This is a genomic window from Desulfoluna butyratoxydans, from assembly GCF_900699765.1.
GTDB classification, from domain to species: domain Bacteria; phylum Desulfobacterota; class Desulfobacteria; order Desulfobacterales; family Desulfolunaceae; genus Desulfoluna; species Desulfoluna butyratoxydans.
In genome coordinates, this window is sequence record NZ_CAADHO010000008.1 from 242,410 (window position 1) to 265,837 (window position 23,428).

A 23,428-nucleotide genomic window follows, 5' to 3' on the forward strand; every position below is an offset into this window, starting at 1 on the left:
AGGATGCGAGCATGGGCAATTTTTCACGAGACACCTTTGATCGGCTCAACCGTTACGTGGGGGTCCGCCTGCAGCAGGGGGTTCCCCTGGTGGACGCGGACTGGAACGAGCAGGAGGATATCCGCAAATACGAACTCCAGGCCTTTCTCACGTGGTTCGCAGGCAACGGCGTTCCCCAGGGCAACGACGGCTTTGAAATCCTCTCGGCCTCGGGCAGGCAAAACGACTTCGTTATCCGAGGGGGCGACGGCACCGCAGAAGGCGCGGGCCGCTGCCTGGTGGAGGGCATGGATGTCATCAACGTCTCCAACATGCGCTTTTCCCACCAGCCCCTGTTCAACGCCCCGGCCCTTGCAGAGCGATGGGGGGTCGATCCCGTGGCCCCCCTGACCACCCCCCGCAATGTCCGCGCCGACACGGTCTACCTGGATGTGTGGGAACGGGAAGTGGACAGCGATGAGGACGGCGCCTTGGTCAACCCCGCCATCGGCCTGGAGACCTGTGTGCGCCTAAAGCGCGAATGGGCGGTGCGCGTGGCCGAAGGGAGCCTCTTTCCGCCCAACCCAGCCGCGGGCCACGCCTTCTACCCCATAGCCCGCCTCAACCGCCCGGCGGGCAGGGCCACCATCACCGGAGATCACATCGCAGACCTTCGGGCCACCGGGATTCGCCTGACAAACCTTTCGGAAGAGATCCGCGATGCCCGGGGCATCAAGGGCAACATCGGCAACCGACTGGACGAGTCCCTCACCAAGGGGGGCCAGCTCCGCCACCATGTGGTGGGCAACGATCAGGTCCGGTCCGACGCGGCCATTGATGAGTCCAAAATCGCCTTTGCCGCAGGCGGCCACGACCACAGCGGCGAAGACAACGGCAAGCCCGTCGGCACCGAGGGACTTGCCAACGGTGCGGTTACCCGGAAAAAGCTGGGCATCGACCTGGTGAACAGCGGCAGTGTCATGGACCTGATGCCCGAGCAGTCCGTCACCCAGCTGGTGGAAGCCAACGTGGATCCCCTTGTGGGCATCAAGAAACTTTACATGCAGTGCGTGGCCATCACCGATGTCACGGAGGCGGGCAAAGCCGAGGTGAGCAGCGAGCTCATCTACACCTCCCGGGAGGACCAGAATGCCTACGACGTCAACATCCGCTTCACCAACATCCGAAACGGGTCCAGCAATGAAAAGGTCGACCTCATGTGGTACGTCTACACCTTTGCGGAGGACTAACACCCATGCCCCAAAAAAAATTGATCTGGAAAGCCTTTGAGCGTGCTGGTATCCTGGATTCCAGAGACGAAAAAATCCTGAAATTTCTCGACTTTCTCAAGCACACCCCGGCGTCCTGCTGGATCGAGGTGATCCCCGAGTTCCGCAAAGACCACGAGGCGTGCTTTGACGCCATTGTGCCGGTGCTGGTGGAGATAGACGACCCCCTGATCCAGAGCGTCCTCGTCAAACACGCGGACATGTCCCAGCCCAGGGAGCGTGCCCTGGTCCGAAAAATGGCCGATACCGTGGACCCGGAACGCCACCCGACCCTCATCAAACAGCTCGCCCGGTTCAACGACCCGGAAACCAGCAGACGCCTGCAACGCAGAAACCTGCCTGCACCCCTGGCGTCGCTGATTTCAAAATAGTCGGTCCCAAAAGCGTACCTCCGGCAGGGCCGTCGGAGGCCTTTTTTGAGCTGAATAGTTACCACAATCACGTTTATTCTCCATTGGTCGCCCTTCGTTCGGGGCGCCGCCGTCGCGTGGCCGTTGGTTCGTGCCGCCGCGGGAAAAGGCGGGCTCCCGTACCCACCCGGAAGTACAGGGTTAGGAGGGGATGGGGAGTGCGGGGGGAAGGTCCCCGGCTCCCCGGATCCTCCGAAGGGACGATGCGCTGGCGCCCCGAACGAAAGGCGATCAATGGATCAGGAGTCTTGATGTCTTCTGTGTTTTCCATCTGCGGAACCTACCGGGATACACTGGTTGACGCAAAGCACCGGGTACTGCTTGACGGCGGCTGGCAGTCCAACCAGATCGTGTCCGGGTGCTTCACCCTCCTTGCCGCCCTCATGAAGGGGCATCAACAGGCGCGGGGAATCCTCAGCCTTGCCGTGGGCATCGGGGACAAAGGCTGGGACGGCCAGCCGCCCGCCCCGTCCCCACAGGACACGCGCCTTGAGCGTGAGTGCTGCCGAAAAACCCTCAGCCCGTCGGACCTCGCCTTCCTTGGCCCGGACAACCGCCCGGTGTCCGAACCCACCAGCTGCCTTGAAATCAGCGTCCGTTTCACCGCAGGGGAAAGGGGAGACAAAAACGGGCTCCGCCTCAGGGAATTTGCCCTCTTCGGCGGAGACGCCACGGACGAAAAGGACAGCGGGGTGATGATCAACCGGGTGATCCACCCCCGCATCGACCTGGCCTCCGGCACCACCCTGGTGCGCACCCTCCGCCTCGATTTTTCCGGAGAGTCGTTCCAGGAAAAGGCATTGGGGACCTTCGGGGCGTCCCTGCCCCTCCAGGGCATCGACGGCATCGGCAAGACCTATGAGGCGGCCCTCACGGCCAGGGGAATCCACACCCTTTCCGACCTTGCCCGGGTGGTCCCCGGCGAGCACACCGATGCCGTCCCCTCGGGCAAGCTCCTGGAGTTCCGCACCAAGGCGCGCATGATCCTGAATTTTCCCCCGTCTCTGTCCGCTCTCTCCGGTACGTCCAGCCGCCCCCTGGGCAACCTCATAGCCGAGCCTCCCGAGGCCCTGGGCACCCTGTTGAAGACGTCCGAAAACACCCCGGGAAAGACCCTGGAGCTGCATCAGGCCCTGATGTCCCTTCAGGTGGCCATGACCGACGATGCGTTGAGATCCCTCACCATAAACGACCTGACACCCCCGTCAGGGAACTGATCCCATCCCCAGGGAGAGCCCTTTGGCACCCAAAACACCCCGCCGTTCCAAGGCCCCTGTCTCCCCGGGCCATATTGAAAGCACCCGGCCGTCCGCCGCACCCCACGGCCCCACCGATGCCCGCGAACAGGTAAGGCGATGCCTCGGAAACAGAACCATGGAGGCCATGGCCCACCACAGCCATCCCCTTGCCTCCGAGCTGGGGGACGGGGCTCCCCTGAGCGGAGAGGTCAGGGCCCGCATGGAGTCGGCCTTCAACGCCGATTTTTCCAACGTGCGCATCCACACCAGCGCCCGGGCCGCAGGGGTGGCAAAAGCCCACAACGCCTTTGCCCTCACCGCAGGTCAGGACATTGTCTTCGACACCGGCACCTACCTCCCCGGACATCCGGCAGGAAAGGTGCTCCTGGCCCATGAGCTGGCCCACACCCTCCAGCGGGAACCCGAGGGGCACCCGCTCCCCACCAGAAACGAAGCAACCGTGGAGGCCGAGGCCAACCGCCATGCCTTCGGCGCCCTGAAAACCCTCTGGCACGGAGTCCGGGACATCTCTTCCCATGTTGCTCGTCACACAGGGCCAACCCTTCGCTCCGGCATCCGGCTCCAGCGATGCACAAGCTCCCACCCGCCCCTGAACCCGCCCGCCTTCTTAGGGCCCCACTCACGGGAAACCTTTGACCGGATCAAGGACATCATCGAGTCCGGGGATTGGTTGAACAAGGCCCTGGTGGCCGGGCCCCTGGTCACCCTGTTCACCAGCACGCCCCTTGAGGTGGCGGCCACCGGTGGGTATCCCCTGGACGTGCAGGCCGAAGCCGTTGCCGCGGTGCCCGTCATCGTCCGCGCACAGATCCAAAGGGAGATCGTCCGGCTCCTGACCCGACACGGAAATGACCTCACCCACGAAGAGCGCAGGTACTGGGAGCGCATCTACGACCAATGCATATAATCATCGAACCTTCCGAGCCGTGCCTTGCCTCCTGGGACCACCGCGTCTCGCCCATCCTCACCGTCCTTGGCAAACACATCCCCGTGTTTCATGCCTTCGGGACCTTGGGGGCCGGTGCGGCCCTCCTGCTTGCCACGGGGCTGACCCGTTGCCTCGGCCTCTCCCTGAACGCCATCCTCTTTCTCATGGGCCTTGCGGTTTTCACCTTCTGGATCCACAGCCTCGCCGTAAAAATCCTGACCCTGAAAGAGACCTTCGTCTACCTGCGCCATGTGGTGACCCTGGTGCCCGCCCTTCTCCTTTCCGGCATGGCCCTGGGCCTCTCCTCTTCCCTGGCCCATGCCGAAGTAGTCATGCTGGCCGTGGGCCTGCTCCAGGCCACGGGGCGCTTCGGGTGCTTCATGGCGGGATGCTGCCACGGCAGGCCCCATGGATGGGGTATCTGTTACGGAGATGCCCATGTAGCCGCAGGGTTTCCCGCATACCTAAGGGGTGTCCGGCTCTTTCCGGTCCAGGCCGTTGAGGCCTTCTGGGGCTTTTTGTGCGTGGTCACAGGTTCCGGGTTGCTGCTGGCCGGTTTCCCCACGGGCAGCGGCCTCTCCTCCTACCTCGTGCTCTACGGCCTGGGCCGGTTTTTTCTGGAATTCCACCGGGGAGATACGGCGCGGGCTTTTCTGGGGCCCTTCTCCGAGGCCCAGTGCCTCAGCGTGCTTCTCATGCTCGGAGTCCTCTTTGCGGCAGCCGTCCAGGCCATCCCGTTTTTCTCCTGGCACGTCCTGGCCTTTGCCGGGCCCGCCTCCGCCGGGTGTATCCTGGCCGTGAGCCCTTCGCACCGCCAGACAGCCCGCCTGTTTCGTCCGGCCCACGTCAAAGAACTGGCCGCACGCCTTTCATGGTTTGACGAGGAGGCAAAGGACACCTCCCCGTCCGACGGAGCGAGTCAACCCGCCATCGTGCTGACGGCCACGGGCTCCGGTATCCGGATCTCCACCGAATCCCTTGCCCACGAAGGCGCCCCCATCTCCTACATCGCCTTCTCCTCCCAGGACCACCTTCTCTCACATCATGACGCCCGCAGGCTCGCGCGCCTCTGCCTGAGGCTGGTCAAGCAGCCCGCCGCCCTCCTGTTCGAGGGGCGGCCGGGAATCTTTCACCTGCTGGCAGGAAATCTTGCCGTCATTTCAACCATGGCCGACACCAGCAGGATCCCCCTCACCGAACCGACTCACCAGGGCAAAACACCCGTAAAGGCTTAAGCGGCAGGTCTTCGTCTCTTTTCCGGGCACCCTATGGGCACGACCGCCATCGGCACACCACAAGCCGATGGGGGAACGTGCCTTTTTTTTCGCGAAAAAGCGTGCCATAGTAGGTCATCGGCGCCTTCCAGTCTCTGCCGACGGCCATGGCCATCCTTAAGTTAGCGACCTCAAACACACCGGATAGCGATGAAACGATACCTGACATCCGCAGCCTCATGCATCCTGGCCCTTGGCCTGTTCCATCTGGGGGCGAGTGTCTTTGTCCGGAGGAGCAACCTCTTTCTCCTGGAAAAAACCAGGGCCATCGCAGAAGCAGGGCTCCTTGCCCTGCCCAACCCGGTCACCCAGCCGCCCCTTGCCAGCTGGGAGGCGGCCCTGTGCGGGGCGATATTTTTCACGGTCACCTCCGGTGCCTTTGTCCTTGCCAGTGCCCTGGTGGCCCCGTTCCTTTACCGACAAGGGGTTCTCTCCCGAAAAACAGCCACAGGCCTCCACGGACTCTTTCTGGTGGGCTGCCTTCTCAGCCTGGGAATCCGCTCTGAAACCTCTCCCCTTCTCCTGGGCTCCGTCGGCGCTTACCTCGTGCTCCTGCCCGCAGGACAACAAGCCACCGGGCCCCGTTTTAAGCCCCTTCTCTTCCATGCCCTGATTCCCGTCATCCTTGCCCTCTGTATCGCAGGCACCCACCTGGTCCTTCCCAGGGGGTTGTTCAGCGGCTTCCGGGACGCCTTCCTCTTTGACAACCCGGCAGGGAACGCGGTGCGTCACTTTTACTACACCTACACCCTCTTTCCCGCAGAGGCCTTTAAAGGCATGTCCCAGAAGAGCCAGGTCACCGTGAACGTCGAAGGAGAGAGCCCAAAGGCCCATTCCGCCATCAGGCGCCTGGGGCACCTGTCCCTGCCCGGAGGGCCCACGGATTACACCCTGAAACGTGGCCGGGACACCGTAACCCTTGCAGCGCCCGGGGCGACCCGAACCGTTGCGGCCCGGGACTTTTTCCGCGAGCCCGCCAAGGCCTTCCGGGCGTTTTCGGCAACAGCCGATCCCTTTGGGCCGTTGCGCAGCTTCACCTGGTTTTCCCTGTTCACGGCCTTTCCCCTGCTCTTTTATCTCCTCTTTCACACCTCGGTGACCCTGGCCCTGGGCCTCTTTTTGCCGTTGCCCACGGCAGCGCGCGCAGCCACCGTAACGGTGGCATCCTGCGCGCTTCTGTTCGTGGCCCTCCTTGCCGTGGGGCTCTCCCAACCGGACAGTACCACCCGGGCCCTTGACGCCCTGGCCCGGACAAAAACGCACAAAGCCACCGCCGGAGAGGTGATCTTTCGGGCGGCCGCCCACCCCAGCGCCCTTGTAAGGTACCGGGCCGCCCTGGCAGCACCCCGCATCCGTGATCCCCGCCTCAGGCGACACATCCTCACCACACTCTCCCGGGACCCGGACACCAACGTGGTCTGCCAGGCCCTGGGAGCCATGGGGCAGACAAAGGACAAGGGGTACCTCATCCCCCTGGAAAAGGCCGTGGCCACCCGCCCGCAATGGTACGTTCAATGGTATGGCTACCGAGCCATGGGGAGGCTGGGATGGCACCAGAGCCCCAAATGACCAGAAGCCTTGTTGCCGCCTCCCTTGTACTCCTGCTGGAGGCGGCCGGGCAAAGCCTTGCCCCCATGGCGCCTCCCCTTGCTCTCATCCTTGTTCTCCGAATCGTCCAGGGCACGATCATGGTTCTCCTGCTCAGGGACCGGTTTGTCCGGGGCGACTTAGGGCGCCTCTCTTTCGAGGCCCTCACCCAGGCCACAAAACGGGGCGTCGTATGGTGCCTGGGGTTCGGTGCCGTTGTGGGGGCAGTCGCCCTGGTTCTCGCTGTTGCGGGCATCAACCCCCTGCACCTGATCAGGATGCACCTGCCCCAGGATCCGTCCACATTGGCCCTCTTCTTTGTCACGGGCTGCCTGGTGGCTCCCCTGGCCGAGGAGTTGTTCTTCCGGGGCATCGTGTACCGCCTGCTTCGCCCCATGGGGGTGATCCCGGCGGTCCTCATCAGCACCCTGGTTTTTGCTGCCGCCCACGCCATGCATGGGGTGGTTCCCGTGACACAGCTTGCAGGGGGGCTTCTCTTTGCCGTCGCCTATGAAAAAGAGGGCCACCTGGCCGTACCCGTCATCATCCATGGGGCGGGAAACACAGCGCTCTTTACTCTTTCTCTTATATGAGGCATCATGGACGAAATTTGTCGGGCCCTGAAAAACAAAGGCCCCGGCGCAAATTACGGCCGTTTCAAAGACAGGCAGGAACCCGCGCCACATCAGGGTTCCGGGTTGCACGCGACCACCTGTCAGACTGAAAAAACGCAACCCAAACCCACATACCGATACCATCACCGTTGAGACGACCTGCAGCAAGTCGCCATTGCCCGGCCCCCTTTCCCCGTCACGGTGACACAACGGCCTTAACGTCGTGCAACCACGCCTTTTAAAGGCGCCACAACGATCACAGGTGATCCAAGTACTGAGCCATGCCACTTTTTGAATACAGCGCCCTGACAGACAAGGGAAAAACAACCACGGGCATCATGGACTGCGACAGCGCCCAGGCTGCCCGACAGAAACTCCGGGCCGGGCGTCTCTATCCGGTGAAGGTCACCGAAGTGTCCGACCGCAGCATCGCCTCGGGCCGATTCAACCTGAACCGTATCGGCGCTCTCTTCAGCCGGGTGCGCCCCAGGGATCTCACCCTGGCCACGCGCCAGCTGGCCACCCTCATCAACGCCGGGTTCACCCTGGTCTCTGCCATCGACACCCTTATTCAGCTGGTGGAGACACCCCGCCTCAAGCAGGTCTTCTCCCGCATCAAGGACAGCATCGAGGAGGGGAGCAGCTTTGCCGAGGCCCTCTCCTCCTATCCGGGCATTTTCAGCCCCGTCTTTATCAACATGGTCATGGCCGGAGAGGCGTCGGGCACCCTGGACGTTGTCCTGGAACGCCTGGCTGAAATCGGCGAACGCCAGCTCTCCCTGACAAACCGCATCCGGGCCGCCCTCACCTACCCCTTTCTCATGACCTGTATCGGGGTGCTTATCCTCTATTTTCTCATGACGATTATCGTGCCCAGGATGGCGGGGATCTTCAACGACATGGGCCAGGCCCTTCCCCTGCCCACGCGCATTCTCCTGCGCAGCGGGGAGATCCTCGGTACGTTCTGGTGGGTTTTTCCCCTGCTGTTGATCCTTACGGTCACCGCCTTCAGGCGGTTCAAGCAGAAGGAAAAGGGAGCCATGCTCATCGACAGGTTCCTGCTTCGCCTCCCCGTTGCCGGTGACCTCGTGCGAAAAGTGGCTGTCACCCGCTTCTCGCGAACCTTGGGCTCCCTTCTCACCAACGGAGTCTCCATGCTCACGGCCATGGACGTGGCACGGAACGTGGCGGGCAACCTGGTCCTTGCCGAAGCAGCGGCCGGTGCGGCCGGGGAAGTTGAAAAGGGAGGAGATCTGGGAGAGGCCATGGGCCAGTCCGGGGTCTTTCCGCTGCTGGCCGTGCAGATGGTCAAGGTGGGGGAAAAAAGCGGCAAGCTGGAAGAGATGCTGGGGCGGGTGGCCGATGTCTACGAAGGAGAAGTGGAGTCGTCCCTGGAGAGCCTCACCTCCATGATCGAGCCGGTGATTATCCTGGTGATGGGTGCCACCGTGGGATTCATTGTCCTCTCCATCTGCCTGCCCATTTTTTCCATGAACCAGCTCATCGGATAGGGCGGGCACAGCCAAACCAAGCCACAGACTCAAACGGTAAGACATTGAAACAATTGCGCCAGATCAAATCCACCGTCAAATCCCGGGGCGGCATCATCACATCCGTGTCGGCCCTTGTTATCCTTCTCTTCGTGTCCGCCGTGCCTTTTGCCATCAAGCATGGAGCGCTCTTCTGGCTCACGTCCAAAGGCATGGAGGCCCGCATCGACAATGTGGACGTGAACCTCTTTGCCGGCACCCTGGTGGTGGAAGGGGTGCACCTGCGCGCCCAAAGCGGTGAAGCCTCTTCCCTGGAGCGATTTGGCGTAAACCTGGCCATGACGGACCTGGTGCGTAAGCGGCTGCGCATCCAATCCCTTCACATCGATGGGCTGGACCTTATGGTTCGACAGGACACGTCCCTTATGGCAGGCGGGTTCCCCATTTCCACCGGTGAACCCCATGCCGAGCCCCCGGCCCGTGACGACAAAGAAAGCAAAACACCCTGGCATGTGGGCGTGGATACCTTCACCGCACGAAACACCTCGGTGAACCTGTCCCTTCCCAAACTGGACCTGGTCATTGCCCTGGAGGACGCCTCCCTCACCGGCCTTTCCACGTGGAAACCCGAGCAGGTATCACGCCTTGAGATCACCGGAGCCCTCAACAAGAGCCCCCTGCTCGTCTCCCTGGATCTTGTCCCCTTTGGCCCGGAAACCTCCGTGCAGGGCGGGGTCCAGCTCACCGACTTTGCCCTTTCGCCGTTTTCCGGGCTGGCTGCACCCCGGGTCGCCGCCCTGGAAGGCGAGCTGACCGTTGACACCCGCTTTACCATCACCCAAGCCCCTGAAGCCGGGACCACCCTCAGCCAGACCGGGACCCTTTCCCTCTCCCATGTCGGCGGCCACCTTACAGACCCGGCTGTCACCCTCCGGGATGCGGGGATCACCTGGCTCGGAGATGTCTGGGTCGCCCTGGACAAAGACGGCACCCTCACCGATCTTCGCACCCTGGGATCCCTGAGCAACGGCAAGCTTGATATCGCCTACCCCGAAGGGGGCATCCGCCTTCGCCATGAAGGCATTGTCTGGGACGGTGAGTTGAGCTTTGACCCATCACGCAAGGACGGCCTTGCCGCCCGTGGCAACCTGAGCGTCAGGCAAGCCCTTGCCTCAGACAGCGAAACCGACGTGAAGATCGCCTCCCTGGCCCACTTTTTCGCCTACGATATCAAGGCAAAGGGCCTTGCCGACATCCGGGTTCCCCATATTTCCCTGAAAAAACTCGCGGCCCTGCCTCCCTTGTCCGAGATCGGCTCCGTGGACATCACCGGCATGGCTCTGGAAGAGCTCAGCCACCTGCGGGCCGAGACCTTTATCATCGACGATGTGGTCACCACCCTGGTAAGGGACCCGTCGGGACGGCTCACCTTCTTCAATACCCTCAACAGCCTGACGGCGTTCCACTGGGGCGACTCCGCCCCCGCTCCGTCCGAGGCCGAGGTCCCGAACACCCCACCCCCGGCCCCCAGGCCCATCGTGACGGCAAAAATCAACACCTTCCGCATCTCAGGCTCCCCTTTCCTGCACCTGACGGACCGCAGCGTCAGGCCCGTTTTTGAAAAGGGGGTCACCCTCAAGCGGCTGGAGATTCAGAACATTGACACGGCAGACCCGGACAAGGACCTCCCCTTGAGCCTCGTTGCCGAGCTGGACACCTACGAAACCCTGTCGGTCACCGGAACCGTGAGGCCCCTGGCACATGATGTCTCGGCGCACCTGGAAGCCCGGGTTGCCAACATCAACCTCTCCTCGCTGTCGCCTTACAGTTCCCAGGCCCTGGGCTACCTCATCAAACGGGGAAGCTTTACCGCGGACTCCACCCTGGATATCGACGCGGGCATCCTTGATGTCAGAAACCAGCTGACCCTGCGCAACCTCAAGCTGGTCCCGGACGACGAAGACACCGCCCACCAGACCATGAAGAATCTCTCCATGCCCCTGGACTACGCCCTCTCCATCCTGGAGGACGGCAACGGCACCATCAGCCTCTCCATTCCGGTCCACGGAGACATCCACAACCCGGATATCAGCCTGAACAGCATCATTCAGGTGGCCATGACCAAGGCCATCACCACGGCCTCGGTCTCCTACCTCTCCTTCCTGCTCCAGCCCTACGGGGCCTTGCTCATGGTGGCTGAAAAAGCAGGAGAGATGGTCACGGAAATCCACCTGGACTCCGTGGGCTATGCCCTGGGAGCAACGGAGCCCAACCCGGAGGGCCTCGAATACCTCAAGGTGGTGGCCGGGCTTATGAAGAAAAAAGAGTTCCTGAACCTCACCGTCTGCGCCAACGCCGTGGCAGAGGACCTCGTCACACCCGAGGCGCCCCACGGGGAAACACCGGAGAATGCCGACGCGCCTGAGGCGCCGGAACCTCCCGCACGGGAACGCTACCTGGACCTGGCACAACAGCGCGGCAGGGCCATCCGCCACATCCTGGCCAAAGAGGGCATCGCACCGGGGCGCATCCATGTGTGCCGCCCCGATTTCACCGTCTCCGCCCAGAAACAACCGGAAGCCGAGCTGACGCTCTAACAACATGTTTCAGATGGGATTAATAGGGAATGGACAGGGTCAGGCCGAGGCAGGATTCAGCGCCCTTGCGTTCGAGTTCGCCACCCCAGTGGCGCATCTCGTTCCAGAGGCTTTCACGGCTCCGGCGATTCTCTTTCAGGGCACCTGTGTAGGAACCGTGGATGCTTCCGGAGTAGAACCCGAAGCCCACGAAGGCGATGAGGGCCCCCAGGGCGTTGTTGCCGTCGTCAAAACTCTCGGCGGCGGCCAGCCCCAGGGTGACATTGAGAAGAAAGGCCACGGCAGCATCCTGATAGCGGCCGAGATAGAGGTAACCGCCCCCGGGGATCAGGGCGAGGCCCCCGGCCAGGACAGGCGATTTTTCGGGCAGGGCCTTGAACTGTTCCAGGCTGTTCAGGATGCCGTGGTACCCGCACTCCCCGTCCACCTGGCCCGCGGTGGCTTTAAAGGCAGCTTCCGCCCGGGGCAGGTCCCCCATTTCCAGACGTGTCCAGGCCATGCGGGTAAGGATCAGGCGCTGGGCGTCATCATCCCCCTGGGTTTCAATCCGAAGGTTGTTGAGCAGGATCACCCCGGCCGAAGGATCCCCTGACCGGGTGTGGCACTGGGCTTCCATCACCCCGGCAGCCAGGGCCAGGGGGGAAGCACCAAACCGGGTGCGAAAATCGGCAAAGGCCTTTTGCGCCTGCGGGTATTGTCCGTCTTCGTAGAGGGAAAGAGCCCTGCCGTAATGGGCGGCGGCCTGGCCATGGGCCTTGGGGAAAAAATGGATGAACCGGGAGAATTCCGCAGCGGCCTGGGTGTAGTCCCCCTGCTCGAAAAGGCTGCGGGCGTAGGAAAACTGGGCGTCTTCATCGATGGTGAGGGTGGCTGCCACTGAAGGGGCAACGGTGAGGCAAACAAGCAGCAGAGCCAGCAGGCCTGCTGATAAAACGGGGCGCTTCATGGGGTTACATGGCTCCTTTGTCCATGGATTCGGTTCAAGAACGGGCAACGGCATGACGTCTATTGTTACAGCCGGGCTCAGAAAAAGACAAACACGGCCTCCGGCGGCAAGGCGTGCCACCTTTCTGTTTAATCCCACCCATCAAAGTGCATGGGCAGCACCGGTGCTTTTTTCTCTTCTCCCCCGTCCTTCCACCAGAAATCATTGGCCGACACCGGGTCCCAGGCGTGTCGGTGCCCTCCCACCACCACCTGGGGCAACCGTTTGGTGTCGTCTCCCCCGCAGCGTATCAACCGATCACAGCTGAGCATGGCGCCTTTGAGGGGGCCGTGTTTTTCCACGGCCTCTTTGGCATAGCGGGCGCAGGATGGCACGTGGCTGCACCGGTTGCCGTCCGCCGAGGAAATCACCGACTTGAACACCGAGTAGATCAGGGGGCTCTCCCCGCTCTCGGCAACGGCCGTTGCCGGGACGAGCAGGCAGATTGCCGCCAGGGCTATCAGGTATCTTTCCCTAAGCATGGGTCACCCGCAGCACCTCTTCAAGGGTGGTCTCCCCTTTCAGGGCCCGGTCGATGCCGTCCCGCCTCAGGGTGACCATCCCCAGATTCACGGCCTCGCCCTTGATGAGGTTGGCGTCGGAGGTCTTGACCATGATGCCCTTGAGGTGCTCATCCACTTCAAGGATCTCAAAGATAGCCATACGCCCCTTGTACCCGGTCTGGAAGCACGCTTCACACCCCACGGCCCGGTAAAAATTGCCCGCGGCGGCGCTCTCCGCGTCGATCCCGGCCCGTTTCAACAGCTCGGGGGCGGGGTGAAAGGGCTCTTTGCACAAGGGACAGAGCTTTCGCACCAGGCGCTGGGCGATGACGGCTTTGATGGCCGAGGACAGGAGAAAGGGTTCGATGCCGATGTCCACCAGGCGGGTGATGGCGCTGGCCGAATCGTTGGTATGGAGGGTGGAGAACACCAGGTGGCCGGTTAAAGCGGACTGTACGGCAATCTCGGCTGTCTCCCGGTCCCTGATCTCCCCCACCAGGATCACATCCGGGTCCTGGCGGACGATAGACCGGAGGCCCCGGGCAAAGGTGAGGTCGATCTTCCGGTTCACCTGGATCTGGCCGATGCCCTTGAGCTGGTACTCAATGGGGTCTTCGATGGTGATGATGTTCTTGTCCGGTGAATTGATGGCCGAGATGATGGCGTAAAGGCTCGTGGTCTTGCCGCTGCCCGTGGGCCCGGTGACCAGGATAATGCCGTTGGGATTCTTGATCAGGCGCCCGATGGCCTCGTAGGTCTCCTCCCCCATGCCGAATTCGGAGAGGGTCAGAAGGGAACCCGACTTGTTCAACAGTCGCATGACCACGCGCTCACCGTAGGTGGTGGGCACGGTGGAGACGCGGATATCCACGTCGTGCTCACCGATGCGCACATCGATGCGCCCGTCCTGGGGAAGCCTTTTTTCAGCAATGTTGAGCTTGGCCATGACCTTGATGCGGGAAACCAGGGCCGACTGGATCCAGCGCGGCGGAGTCAGCAGATCGTAGAGGATGCCGTCCACACGGTACCTGATCTTGAAGCTGTCCTGGTAAGGCTCGATGTGGATATCGCTGGCCCGTGCCTTGATGGACTGGGAGATCACGTGGTTCACCAGTCGGATAATCTGGGACTCGCTGGTGTCGTCCAGAAGGTCGGCGGTCTCCTCCATGTCGGCCAGGATGTCACTGCCGCTCTCTTCGATGTCCTGGACCAGCTCTTCGGCCGAGCCCCGGCTCATGTCGTAGAAGATGTTGATGGCCGACAGGATCTGGCCGCGGGGGGCCATCACCTTTGTGACAGGCCCGCAGGCGAGGCGCTGCACCAGGTCGTCGGCGGCCTGGAGCGCGCAGGGATCGTTCATCACCAGGCGAATGTCGCCCTCCCCGCCCTCCGGCATCAGGGGCACCATGTAGTGCTTTTTCAAAAACTGGATGGGAATGGTTTCGGTGAACCCCGCATCCATGCCTGCGGTATCCACGGTCTCCAGCATCTCCATGGCATAGACCTCGGCAAGGACCGAGAGGAACTTCGTCTCACTCAGGACCTTTCGCTTCAGCAGCGCCTCTCCGTAATGGATGCCCTGGGTTTCGGCATAGAGGAACACCTCATCCAGAAGATCCTCCTCCACGTTGTACTTGGAGTGGATGAGCTCGGTCACCACCTTGCGGAAGGGGCTCACAGGCACAATGGATACCATCACTCTCCCCCTTGGTCTTCCGAAGGCGCCTCCACCTGGGGTGCCTCCTCGGGAGGCTTGACTCCGTTGCCCTCCGGCTGGTCGGAGCCTCCCCCTTCATGGTCTGCGCCCAGGGTAATCACCGCCTCGGTGCGGTCCATTTGAGTCGGCGATGTCTCCTTGGGAACCTCTGCCGCCTCGGCCCCTTCGGGCTGGGTCTTCTCTTGGGGCTCTTCTGTCTCATGCGGCACATCGGAGCGACGGGATTTCTCCTCCAGGGCCCTTTCTTCCGCATCGTTGTACAGCTTGATGTTGCCCTCGCGCAGGTCGTCGATACGCTCACGCTTGTCCACCATGATGCTCTCGGCATCATGACGGCTGCTCACCACCCGTGGGGTGAGAAAAACGTAGAGGTTGGTCCTGCTATCCGTATCGGACATGGCCGAAAAGAGGTACCGGATCACCGGGATGTCCCCCAGGCACGGCACCCGGTATTCCGTGGAGTTCAGGCTCTTGTCGATGAGGCCGCCGATGACGATGGTGCTGTTGTCTTCCACCACCACGGTGGTGTCCACCTTCCGCTGCAGGGTGCTGGGCTGGGACGTCAAATCGCCGAGGACCCGGCTGGTCTCCTGAAAAATCTTGAGCCTCACCCTTTTATCCTCGCTCACCTGGGGAGTGATCTTCAGGGTGATACCCACGTCCTTGTATTCAAACTGGTTGTACTCGCTGTCCCCGCTGCTGGACTGGGTAAGATACGGAATCTTGGCCCCTACAACGATGCTGGCCTCTTCGTTGTCCAGGGTGAGGACCTGGGGGGTGGAGAGAATCTGGACGTTGGAGTCCTTTTTGTAGGCAGTGATCAGGGCCCCGAGGGAAGGGAACTTCACCCCGCCCACCTCGATGGCTTCGCTGAAGACCCCCAGGGAAAACCCGTTGGGAAACTTGCTCACCCCATCGGTGGACGCCCCGGCAAGGTTTCCCAGGTTGGAGAAGCCGCTGCCCCCGTCAAATCCGCCGCCGTAAGCAGCATCCCGCCCGTTGATGGTGGTGTCGTTGCCCACGGTCCACTCCACGCCCAGGGCGCGGTCCGCGTCCACGTTCACTTCCATGATCAGGCACTCGATGTAGACCATCTTCCGGGGGATATCGAGTTTCTGGATGATTTCCTCCAGAATCACGAAATCGCTCTTTTCCGCCATGATGATGAGGCTGTTGGTGGCCTTGTCCGCGATAATATTCACCCGGTCCGAGGCGATGGCCGCCTTTTTGCCCTTGTCTCCAGTGGTGGTCTTGCTGGAGAGGTTCTGGAGCACCTTGGCCATGTCTTCGGCCAGGGCGTTCTCCAGGTAAACCACGTGGATGCGCTCCTTGCCCCGGGGCACTTCGCGGTCCAGCATCTTCACGAGCTGGATGATCTTCTCCGTGGAGCCCTTGCCCGCCAGGATGATGATGGTGTTGGTGCGCTCATCCGCCACAAAGGAGGCCTTGGACGAAGCCTTGTTCTTGGAATCCTGCTTGAAGACGTTGCCGAGGAGTGTGGTGAGCTGACCGGCATCGGCGTACTCCAGGGGCAGGATGGAGATCTCCTGGCCCACCCCGGTGATGTCCACGCTGTTGACGATCTTCATGAGACGGCTGATGTTGGAGGCAAGGTCCGTGATGATCAATGTGTTGGTGGGCTTGTAGGCCATGATGGAGCTGTTGCGGGAGATCAGCGGGGCCAGGAGTTTTTTAAGCTCCGTGGGGTCGGCGTACTTCAGGGGCACCAGCTGGGTGACGATGTTGTCGGAGCGGTCCGTGGCTTCGGACTTCAGGCGCGTTGCCACGCTCTTTTTCTGGGCATCCCGTGCCGGGATGATCTTCACCAGGGTGCCGGAGGGCACCGCGGAGAACCCGTAGACGTCCAGCACGGATTCAAAGACGTGGTAGGCCTCGTCCACGGAGATCTGCCCCGGAGATATCACCGTCACTTTACCGGTGACCTTGCGGTCGATGATGAAATTCTTTCCGGTCATCTCACTGACGTATTTGATAAAGACCCGGATATCCACATCGTTGAAATCGATGGAGACGGTCTCTTCCGCAGGGGCAGGGGCAGGACCCGGGGCCTCCTGGGCCTGTCCCACCGGACACCATGCGAAAAGAATTCCTGCCAGTGCATATGCCGCAACACATCTCATTGCCCTTTTCATACTCATCCTTGTCCGGTCCTTTTGGCGCTGCTATTCAATGGTATATTCAATGGTCTGTATCTGACCCATCCGCTTGATCTCTATTTTGACTTCGCTGGCCGACTTGAGGTTCCCGTACAGGGACATGGCGTCATCCACCGACTCGATCTTCTGTCCGTCCACCCCCATGATGACATCCCCGTTTCGAATGCCCATCTTGCGAAAAATCGAATCGCTCTTGATGCCGCTGATGGCCATACCCTCGGGCTGGCCGTTGCGAAAATGGGGTTTGATACGGACATCTTTCATGAGGCTGCTGATGTTCATCATGGCGTCGTCAATGGTGTCCCGCCTCAAGTTCACCTTCTTGGTGATGGACGCAGGCGGCAGGTTCCTGCCGTTGCGGCCGGAAGCCCCGTTACGGATAGATTGCCCGGCGCCCTTGGCTGTCTCCATCATCAGCACCTCGTCCCGCCCCTTGTAGCTCACCACCACGCGGTCCCGCAACACAAGCTTGATCACAGCCTCCTGTACCCGGTCTCCCACCTTGAACAGATCCTGCTTTCGCGTGACCTCGTCCTCGATGATGGCCCGGGTCACGGCATCGCCGCCCCCGGAGATTGTCCCCCAGAGCTTGAGCCGAAGGCGCGTCTCGGAGAGGCTCTCCACATCAATGGCCGCGGGCTGTGGCTTGTCATCCTTGCCGGGCACCACCAGGTCGAAGAGGTTGCGTGTCAGGATATCCTCATAAAACGACAGGGGCTTTCTCTCCTGCTGGACGGCGGGCCCCGTGGAGACGATGCCCCCGCCACGGCCCTGGGCCTCCGGCATGCCGACCCGTGCTGTCACGCCCTGATAAAACAGGCTCACGCTTACGGCCGCGATGGCCGACAGGAGAAAAAGGTGCACGGCTGTAAATGCTCTGTCCGTCATAACACTACCTTATCTTAGGGAGACCCTGGGGTTTGCGAGGGTCCCGCTGATTCTCAAGGGGATGCGCCCCCGCTTCAACATATTGGGATCCACGAGCATGGACACGGGCAGGCGATCGGAGAGTTCCTTGACAAACCCGGGGTCGGGATTCAGGGTACCGCTGATGTTGATGCGACTCGATGCCGGTCGGCTCGAAAGGCTTACGGTCCCCTTGAGTTCGGCGTCCACCTCGGTGCCATCCACGTGGATCCGGCTGAAGGTGACCTTGGGGCCGGCCACCTCCACATCCACCTCAACGGAGGCAAACTCCAGCTTATCCAGGGGAATGAGGGGATCTTTCAGTTCAACCGTCACATTGGACAGGGTCAGCTGCCCCGTGCCCTTGGCCGCCTTGTCGCGGGAAAGGTCCAGGGTGCCGTCTCCCCGCCCGGTTACGGCAAACTCAATGGGAATCCGGTCTTTCAGCAGCGGCAGGAGCGTTGACAGGTCCATCCCCTCCAGGCGCCCCGCAACGCGGGTCCATCTTCCGGTACCCAACGTGACGCGCCCATCGCCTGTGACCTTTCCACCGAAAATCGTAGCCTTCATCCCGGCCCCCGGCTGAGAGGTGACCAGGGTAAACAGCGAGGGGGTCACCCGGATATCCCGGGCCGTCACCGGCGCCTTTCCCGGCAGGGTCAGGGCCACGCCCTTGACCTTGAGGCCCAGGGGAAAGGCCGGAGAGACACCCTCCACGTTGACGGTGGCCGGGGCCAGCCGTTGGCGGGCATGGGCCTCCATCAGGTTTTCGGCAAACTCGCCCGGAAACAGCACCCAGAGAAACACAAAGAGGGAAACCAGGGTCCAGAGGGCGTAGAGAAAAAAAGTCTTCATCAGGATTCCATTGTTATAAAATCACAGTTTCGATGGATATCACCGCCGTCAGCAGCTTGCTCTTTTCAATGCGGGTCAGGGAGATGGCCCGGACCCGGACCAGATCCCCTGCGCTCTCGACCCGGTGGAGAAAAGAGGTCAGCTCTGCGGCGGGCAGGTCCACCACCTTCATCTCCACCACGGAGAGACTCACCTTGCCGTCCCTGCTCTTGATGGATGAAGGTTTCATGTAACTCACCTTGGAGCGGATCCCCACGCTTCCGGCCACTTCGTCAAGGAAGGCATAGAGGGTCTCTCCGGGTTTCAGGGCCGTGGCCCCTGCGGAAGCCGCCCCTTTGGCGCTGCGGTACTCGTTGGCCAGGGCCTCCATCTTCGTGAGTTGGTCTCTTCTCAGCTCCAGAAGACGACGTGCGCCTGAGGAGTCACCGAACACAGCCCCCACCAGGGCCTTGCCCCCCAGAATCAACGCCAGGGCCAGGGCCAGCACAACGGCCCCTTTTTCCCGGGTGCTCAATCGTTCAAACCACGCCATCATAAGGCCTCCTCACCCGAGAGGGTAATCACCACCTTGAACTGGAACCGGTCTCCCCCGCTCTCCTTGCTGGACGAAGCGATGGTTACCCCGGAGATCAAGGCGTTCTTTTCCAGGGCGCCCTTCATGGTGTCGATGGCGCTGAAATCTTCTGCAAGCCCTGAGACCGTGAGCTTTCCCTTCACCAGGGTCAGTCGGGTGATGGTCACCTTCAGGTCCTTGGGCAGGCTCACGGAGATGGCTTTGAGAATTTCAATGATCCGCACGCGGACGGCCCCCTGTCCGGCATAGAGGGCTTCTTCCTTGGCCACCCGGACCTTGCCTTCCATGGACCGCAGGAGCACCGAGGCAGAAGGCGTCCGCTTTTCCTCGGTGAAGGTGGACAGGTAAAGCGAAGCCATCTGCTGTTCCACGGCCGCCAGCTGGCGACGCGTGTCGTGGATGCCCATGACGGACCGGGCCACCAGAAGCAGGAGCAGCACCAGGGCAAGGACACCCGAAGAGAGGACCTGCCCTTTGTGTTTGGTGATGAACTCCGCCGGTGCAAACCCCTGTCGCCAGAAGACAGGGTGCTTCCAGCCGGAGAGGGCGGAACAGGCCACGGCAAGGGCCCCGTTGTAAGGCCCCTCCTCCCATTGGGGCTTGACCCCTTCATCCAGGACAGCGCCTGTGGCCGCAAGGAGGCGGGCGTGTTCCACGGGCAGGTCGCCCAGGGGGGTGGACAGGGACTCGGGAATCTCATCCCACCCCGCCACCAGAATCTTTTCGGGGGCCATCCACTGCGCCTCGCATTCAGCCAGGGCCACCAGGGTCTGCCACACCTCGCAATTCAAAACGTCGAGGCCGTCGCTCTCCTCGGGCAGAGCAAAGGATCGCAAAAACATGAGCTTCCGTTCAAACACCACCGCAAGGGTGCAGGTGGAATGAACCCGCCTCAGGGTAAAGAAAAAACCATCCTCGTTCCGGGCCAGGATCAGGGCCGAGGCCACGGCCGACGGTGCCAGGACCATGGGATCCATGCCCAGGGCCTTGATCTGGGCCCGTCGGTTTTCAAGGGCTGCCTCCTCTCCCACAAGGGCCAGGATGTCGGAGTCCCCTTCCCCGGCCACGCGGCTCTCCCAGATGATGCGCAGGCCCTCCAGAGACTCGATGAGGGTGGGCTCCAGCTCAAAGGGCAGGGCCTTGTCGATGGTCTTGGGCTCCCGAAAGGGCAGGCGCACGCGACGGATCACCATCTCATGGGCCGGCAGCACAACGGCCACCTTCTCCCCGCAATCGGCCAGGGACCGATTCAACGCGGCCAGGAGCTCGCCGTCGTCCACGGAAGCCGCCGCATCGGAGGAGGCGAGGTCCCTGCGGGCCATGCGGCTGCAGGCCGTCACCCGCATGGCGCCGGCCTGCCGGTCCACCGTCACGGCGGTGGCTCCCTCCTCGGTGATCTCTATTCCCGTTAATTTCACGTGTTGCCGATCCTTTTGTTATGCATGCCGACCCGCCCGTGGGGCGACCGGAGCCTGTTGATCTCTGCCATATCCGTTGAGCGCAAGAAAGGGCCCGTCCATCACGCGTCCGTCTCCTGCCAGGACAATACCACAAAGGTGGTGCCTTCGCGCCTCACCACGGCACGTATCCCCACCCGGGTGCCCTCGTCCACGGCCGTGGCCGTGATGGCAAACACATTGGAGTCGGTGCGGATCATCGCCTTTTTGATCCCGTTGTTCTCACACCCCGGGCAGGTGTTGTACCACTCCCCGTCCAGGGGGTGGGAAAACTCTTCCTCGCCTTTTTCCGACCGGTACTCCACCATGGAGGTGGCCACCATCTCCCGCTCCATGGGGGACAGGGTTTTGGGCATCAGGGCGAAAAGCACGGGAAACTCGGCGGTGTTGATGTTCACCCGTCCCGGAAAACTGAACCGCCGCACCGTCTCTCCGTCGTCCTTGACGTTGGCAGGCTCTTCCCCGTGGACCGTCAAAAGGTCCTTCAGCCGGTAACCGGCCTCTTCCCGGGTGAGCAGTTCCTCGTCAATGCCCTTGATGCGGGCCATCTCGTCCAGGTGCCGCAGGGGGCCGTTGCCGCAGGGGTAAGGGTCTTCGAGGTTAAGGTAGTAGTCGTCTTCGGCGCCGGAGAACCCTGAGGTCGCATCCCCGTCCCCGTCGTCAAGCCAGTCTTTCATGGCGTTGATGATGGCCGTGTTCTCCCCCAGGCTCTCCAGGGACTCGTCCTCTTTGTTGACCACCTCAAAGAACCGCTCCCAGAGTTTTTTCTGGTCGGTGTTGAAATCTTTGGCCTCGGGGTAGGTCACCAGGGCGTTGACCTGCACCTTGCCCAGCTCGTCGGTGATGGTGAGGTCCAGCTGGCCCCGGTCAAAGGAGAGGCCGGAGATAAAGGCCTTAAGCTTCTCCTCATCTGCCCACTCTTCCTGTACGGTGTCGGTGCCCCCTTTTTTGCCGTCTGCCGAGAGAAAGGCCATGCCGATATGCACACCGGAAACGGCTGTTGCCCGTAGCTCCGAGGCAACGGAGGCATGGCCAGCGGCGGCCAGCTCCTGCCGTGCAAGCCTGGCGGCCTCGGACACCAGCACAAAAAGCGCCAGCATCATGGCGAGGGTGGCCAGGAGCACCACGCCTTTTTCATTGGCCATGGCCCTTTGCTTACCCATCCAGGGCCTCCTTCCGACGGCTGCGCAAAGGAAAAAGGGCCTCTGCGGTGTTCCCCGGCCCCCCGGATGCCCCTTCCCGGGAGAGGGTGACCTTCACGGCCACGGGCGTGGCACGCCCGAAGGCGTCGTTGTCGGAGTCCCAGGTCTCCTGCTCCTGCCCCTCGGTGTCGATGCAGACCACGGTAAAGGCGGTAACACGGTTCATCATCACCGGGTGGCCTTCAGCCGGCTCAAAGGGGTCATGGAAAAAAAGGCGGTCGGAACGTCGGAGCCGGGTCTCACCCTTCTCTTCCGTGACAAAGTAGACCACCTCGGCAATCCCGCCCAGGGAGCTCCCCCCAAAGGGCAGATGGTTCAGGGTGGTAAACCGGAGGATGCTCATCTCTTCGCCCCCCACGGTCTCCCGGGTCAGGGTAAACCGGTAGGGATCCGGATCATCGGTGGTCTCCCCGGGTGTGAACAGGGGGGCCTGATCCACGTAAAGCCCTTCCAGGTCCCGGCCAATCCAGCGGATCGCCTCCCCGAGGGCCAGGTTGTCGTCCCCGGTCTCCTCAAGGCGATGGGCGCCGTTGGAGAGCTGCCTGAAGGCCGTTCCGATGGTGGCCATCACAAGGCCCATGATGGCCACGGCCACCACGACCTCCATCAGGGTAAATCCTTTATCGCCAGAAGGCCCGGTCACGACTCCTCCGTCACAAACAGGTAATGGGTGGTCCCGTACACACGGTCGCTGCCCTCCCGGAACACCTCAAGCCGCACTTTCTTCAACAGCTTGGCCTCCTCCTCGAACTCCTTGTTCTCCACCTTGGAGGGGGTCAGGCGCCACCGCCAGCCGGGATAGTCCTCCCCGAAGTCCCCCCCGTCCGTGGAGATCTCGGAGACATCCCCCACCAGGGTGTTCTCTTTCAATGTGGCGAGGAACGCGGCCTGCTGCCTGAAGCGCGCCTCCCCGGAGGCGGCCACGGCCTGCATGAAGAGGCTGTAGATGGCAAAAAAACCAATGGCGAGGATGGACACGGAGACCATCACTTCCAGCAGGGTAAAGCCCCTGGGATCCTGCAGCGCACGCCTCCTGTCAAAAACCGTTCGCATGGTCCTCCACAATCTCCACCTTGGAGAGAAAGGGCTCGATGAACAGCCGCAGGGTGCGACCGTCGCGCATGAGGAGAATCTCCGCCCCGTCCGAGTACCCTTTGGGATAAAATCGCAGCATCGCCTCAGACGACCGCTTGCCGTCGTCCCCCACAAACCCGGGCAGGTCAACGGTCATGTCGTCGGGGAGGGTCAGCCCGCTTTTTCGTGCTTCGGCCGCAGCCTTTTTGTCCATGGCTGCATCGGCCACCCAGATTTCTCCGGCATCCGTGGCGATATGGAGGCGATACTCTTTGTGGTCTGCAAGGGCACGCTGCTTCAGGTCCCGGACCGTCGAGGCGATGAGGCGTGCCACCTTTTTGGATGGGTCGGTAAAAATATAGGAGTCCAGGCTGGGAAGGGAGAAAAAGAAAAGGAGAGACAGGATGGTCATCACCACCACCAGCTCCAGAAACGTGAACCCGGCATCAGTCCGGCCCGGAAGCACCCGTGCCGAACCGCCCTCCCACCTTTCGCACGGTTCGTTTCCGATGCGGACATTGCACATCGTTTATCACCCCCGTCTGCGTATG

General features: G+C 61.9%; 21 protein-coding genes. 9 read left to right on the forward strand and 12 right to left on the reverse strand.

Annotated features, from left to right (window positions below; genetic code table 11):
• The first annotated feature begins 11 nt into the window (after positions 1 to 11).
• The 9 genes from MSL71_RS20095 to MSL71_RS20135 all read left to right on the forward strand — a co-directional run bounded on the left by MSL71_RS20095 (position 12) and on the right by MSL71_RS20135 (position 11,427).
• Positions 12 to 1,229 carry a DUF6519 domain-containing protein gene (locus MSL71_RS20095; RefSeq protein ID WP_180143897.1) on the forward strand — a complete coding sequence of 406 codons (1,218 nt, stop codon included), beginning with the start codon at positions 12 to 14 and terminating at the stop codon, positions 1,227 to 1,229.
• A 5-nt stretch (positions 1,230 to 1,234) separates the two neighbouring features.
• A complete protein-coding gene (locus MSL71_RS20100; RefSeq protein WP_180143899.1) occupies positions 1,235 to 1,639 on the forward strand; it encodes a hypothetical protein in 405 nt (134 codons plus the stop codon).
• 290 nt (positions 1,640 to 1,929) lie between these two features.
• Entirely contained in the window at positions 1,930 to 2,895 is a 966-nt protein-coding gene (locus MSL71_RS20105; RefSeq protein WP_180143901.1) for a hypothetical protein, read from the forward strand.
• A gap of 22 nt (positions 2,896 to 2,917) precedes the next feature.
• On the forward strand, positions 2,918 to 3,844 hold the full coding sequence (locus MSL71_RS20110; protein ID WP_218951089.1) for an eCIS core domain-containing protein: 927 nt from the start codon (positions 2,918 to 2,920) through the stop codon (positions 3,842 to 3,844).
• Positions 3,835 to 5,100 (forward strand): prolipoprotein diacylglyceryl transferase family protein, encoded by a 1,266-nt coding sequence (locus tag MSL71_RS20115; protein WP_180143903.1) that lies wholly within the window; start codon positions 3,835 to 3,837, stop codon positions 5,098 to 5,100. Before MSL71_RS20110 ends, MSL71_RS20115 begins: the two co-directional genes overlap by 10 nt.
• Before the next feature lie 189 nt (positions 5,101 to 5,289).
• Positions 5,290 to 6,708 (forward strand): HEAT repeat domain-containing protein, encoded by a 1,419-nt coding sequence (locus tag MSL71_RS20120; protein ID WP_180143905.1) that lies wholly within the window; start codon positions 5,290 to 5,292, stop codon positions 6,706 to 6,708.
• Positions 6,705 to 7,319, forward strand: a complete 615-nt coding sequence (locus MSL71_RS20125) for a CPBP family intramembrane glutamic endopeptidase (protein ID WP_180143908.1) — start codon at positions 6,705 to 6,707, stop codon at positions 7,317 to 7,319. The genes MSL71_RS20120 and MSL71_RS20125 overlap by 4 nt, the downstream gene beginning before the upstream one ends.
• A gap of 302 nt (positions 7,320 to 7,621) precedes the next feature.
• Positions 7,622 to 8,851, forward strand: a complete 1,230-nt coding sequence (locus MSL71_RS20130) for a type II secretion system F family protein (RefSeq protein ID WP_180143916.1) — start codon at positions 7,622 to 7,624, stop codon at positions 8,849 to 8,851.
• A 44-nt stretch (positions 8,852 to 8,895) separates the two neighbouring features.
• Positions 8,896 to 11,427, forward strand: coding sequence for a DUF748 domain-containing protein (locus MSL71_RS20135; protein ID WP_180143918.1), 2,532 nt, complete (start codon positions 8,896 to 8,898; stop codon positions 11,425 to 11,427).
• A gap of 19 nt (positions 11,428 to 11,446) precedes the next feature.
• Here the strand turns inward: MSL71_RS20135 and MSL71_RS20140 are convergent, their stop codons facing one another.
• From MSL71_RS20140 to MSL71_RS20195, 12 genes are all read right to left on the reverse strand, one after another.
• The gene (locus tag MSL71_RS20140; protein ID WP_180143921.1) at positions 11,447 to 12,373 is read right to left on the reverse strand and encodes a tetratricopeptide repeat protein; all 927 of its coding nucleotides are present in this window, start codon (positions 12,371 to 12,373) and stop codon (positions 11,447 to 11,449) included.
• Between the two features lie 128 nt (positions 12,374 to 12,501).
• Positions 12,502 to 12,894 (reverse strand): membrane protein insertion efficiency factor YidD, encoded by a 393-nt coding sequence (yidD, locus tag MSL71_RS20145; protein WP_180143922.1) that lies wholly within the window; start codon positions 12,892 to 12,894, stop codon positions 12,502 to 12,504.
• On the reverse strand, positions 12,887 to 14,611 hold the full coding sequence (gspE, locus tag MSL71_RS20150) for a type II secretion system ATPase GspE (RefSeq protein ID WP_180143924.1): 1,725 nt from the start codon (positions 14,609 to 14,611) through the stop codon (positions 12,887 to 12,889). Before gspE ends, yidD begins: the two co-directional genes overlap by 8 nt.
• Complete coding sequence (gene gspD / locus MSL71_RS20155; RefSeq protein WP_180143927.1) at positions 14,611 to 16,773, reverse strand: type II secretion system secretin GspD; 2,163 nt, start codon at positions 16,771 to 16,773, stop codon at positions 14,611 to 14,613. Before gspD ends, gspE begins: the two co-directional genes overlap by 1 nt.
• A gap of 42 nt (positions 16,774 to 16,815) precedes the next feature.
• Positions 16,816 to 17,697, reverse strand: coding sequence for a type II secretion system protein GspC (gene gspC, locus MSL71_RS20160; RefSeq protein ID WP_180143929.1), 882 nt, complete (start codon positions 17,695 to 17,697; stop codon positions 16,816 to 16,818).
• Positions 17,698 to 17,706: 9 nt separating this feature from the next.
• Positions 17,707 to 18,570, reverse strand: coding sequence for a type II secretion system protein GspN (gspN, locus tag MSL71_RS20165; RefSeq protein ID WP_180143931.1), 864 nt, complete (start codon positions 18,568 to 18,570; stop codon positions 17,707 to 17,709).
• 13 nt (positions 18,571 to 18,583) lie between these two features.
• Positions 18,584 to 19,105, reverse strand: coding sequence for a type II secretion system protein GspM (gene gspM / locus MSL71_RS20170; protein WP_180143938.1), 522 nt, complete (start codon positions 19,103 to 19,105; stop codon positions 18,584 to 18,586).
• A complete protein-coding gene (gene gspL / locus MSL71_RS20175) occupies positions 19,102 to 20,562 on the reverse strand; it encodes a type II secretion system protein GspL (protein ID WP_180143940.1) in 1,461 nt (486 codons plus the stop codon). The genes gspM and gspL overlap by 4 nt, the downstream gene beginning before the upstream one ends.
• 101 nt (positions 20,563 to 20,663) lie before the next feature.
• Complete coding sequence (locus MSL71_RS20180) at positions 20,664 to 21,764, reverse strand: type II secretion system minor pseudopilin (protein ID WP_180143942.1); 1,101 nt, start codon at positions 21,762 to 21,764, stop codon at positions 20,664 to 20,666.
• Positions 21,757 to 22,446 (reverse strand): type II secretion system protein, encoded by a 690-nt coding sequence (locus MSL71_RS20185; RefSeq protein ID WP_180143944.1) that lies wholly within the window; start codon positions 22,444 to 22,446, stop codon positions 21,757 to 21,759. Before MSL71_RS20185 ends, MSL71_RS20180 begins: the two co-directional genes overlap by 8 nt.
• The gene (locus MSL71_RS20190; protein WP_180143946.1) at positions 22,443 to 22,856 is read right to left on the reverse strand and encodes a prepilin-type N-terminal cleavage/methylation domain-containing protein; all 414 of its coding nucleotides are present in this window, start codon (positions 22,854 to 22,856) and stop codon (positions 22,443 to 22,445) included. The genes MSL71_RS20185 and MSL71_RS20190 overlap by 4 nt, the downstream gene beginning before the upstream one ends.
• Positions 22,840 to 23,403: a pilus assembly FimT family protein gene (locus MSL71_RS20195; RefSeq protein ID WP_180143948.1), complete on the reverse strand. Its 564-nt coding sequence runs from the start codon at positions 23,401 to 23,403 to the stop codon at positions 22,840 to 22,842. The genes MSL71_RS20190 and MSL71_RS20195 overlap by 17 nt, the downstream gene beginning before the upstream one ends.
• Positions 23,404 to 23,428 lie beyond the last annotated feature (25 nt).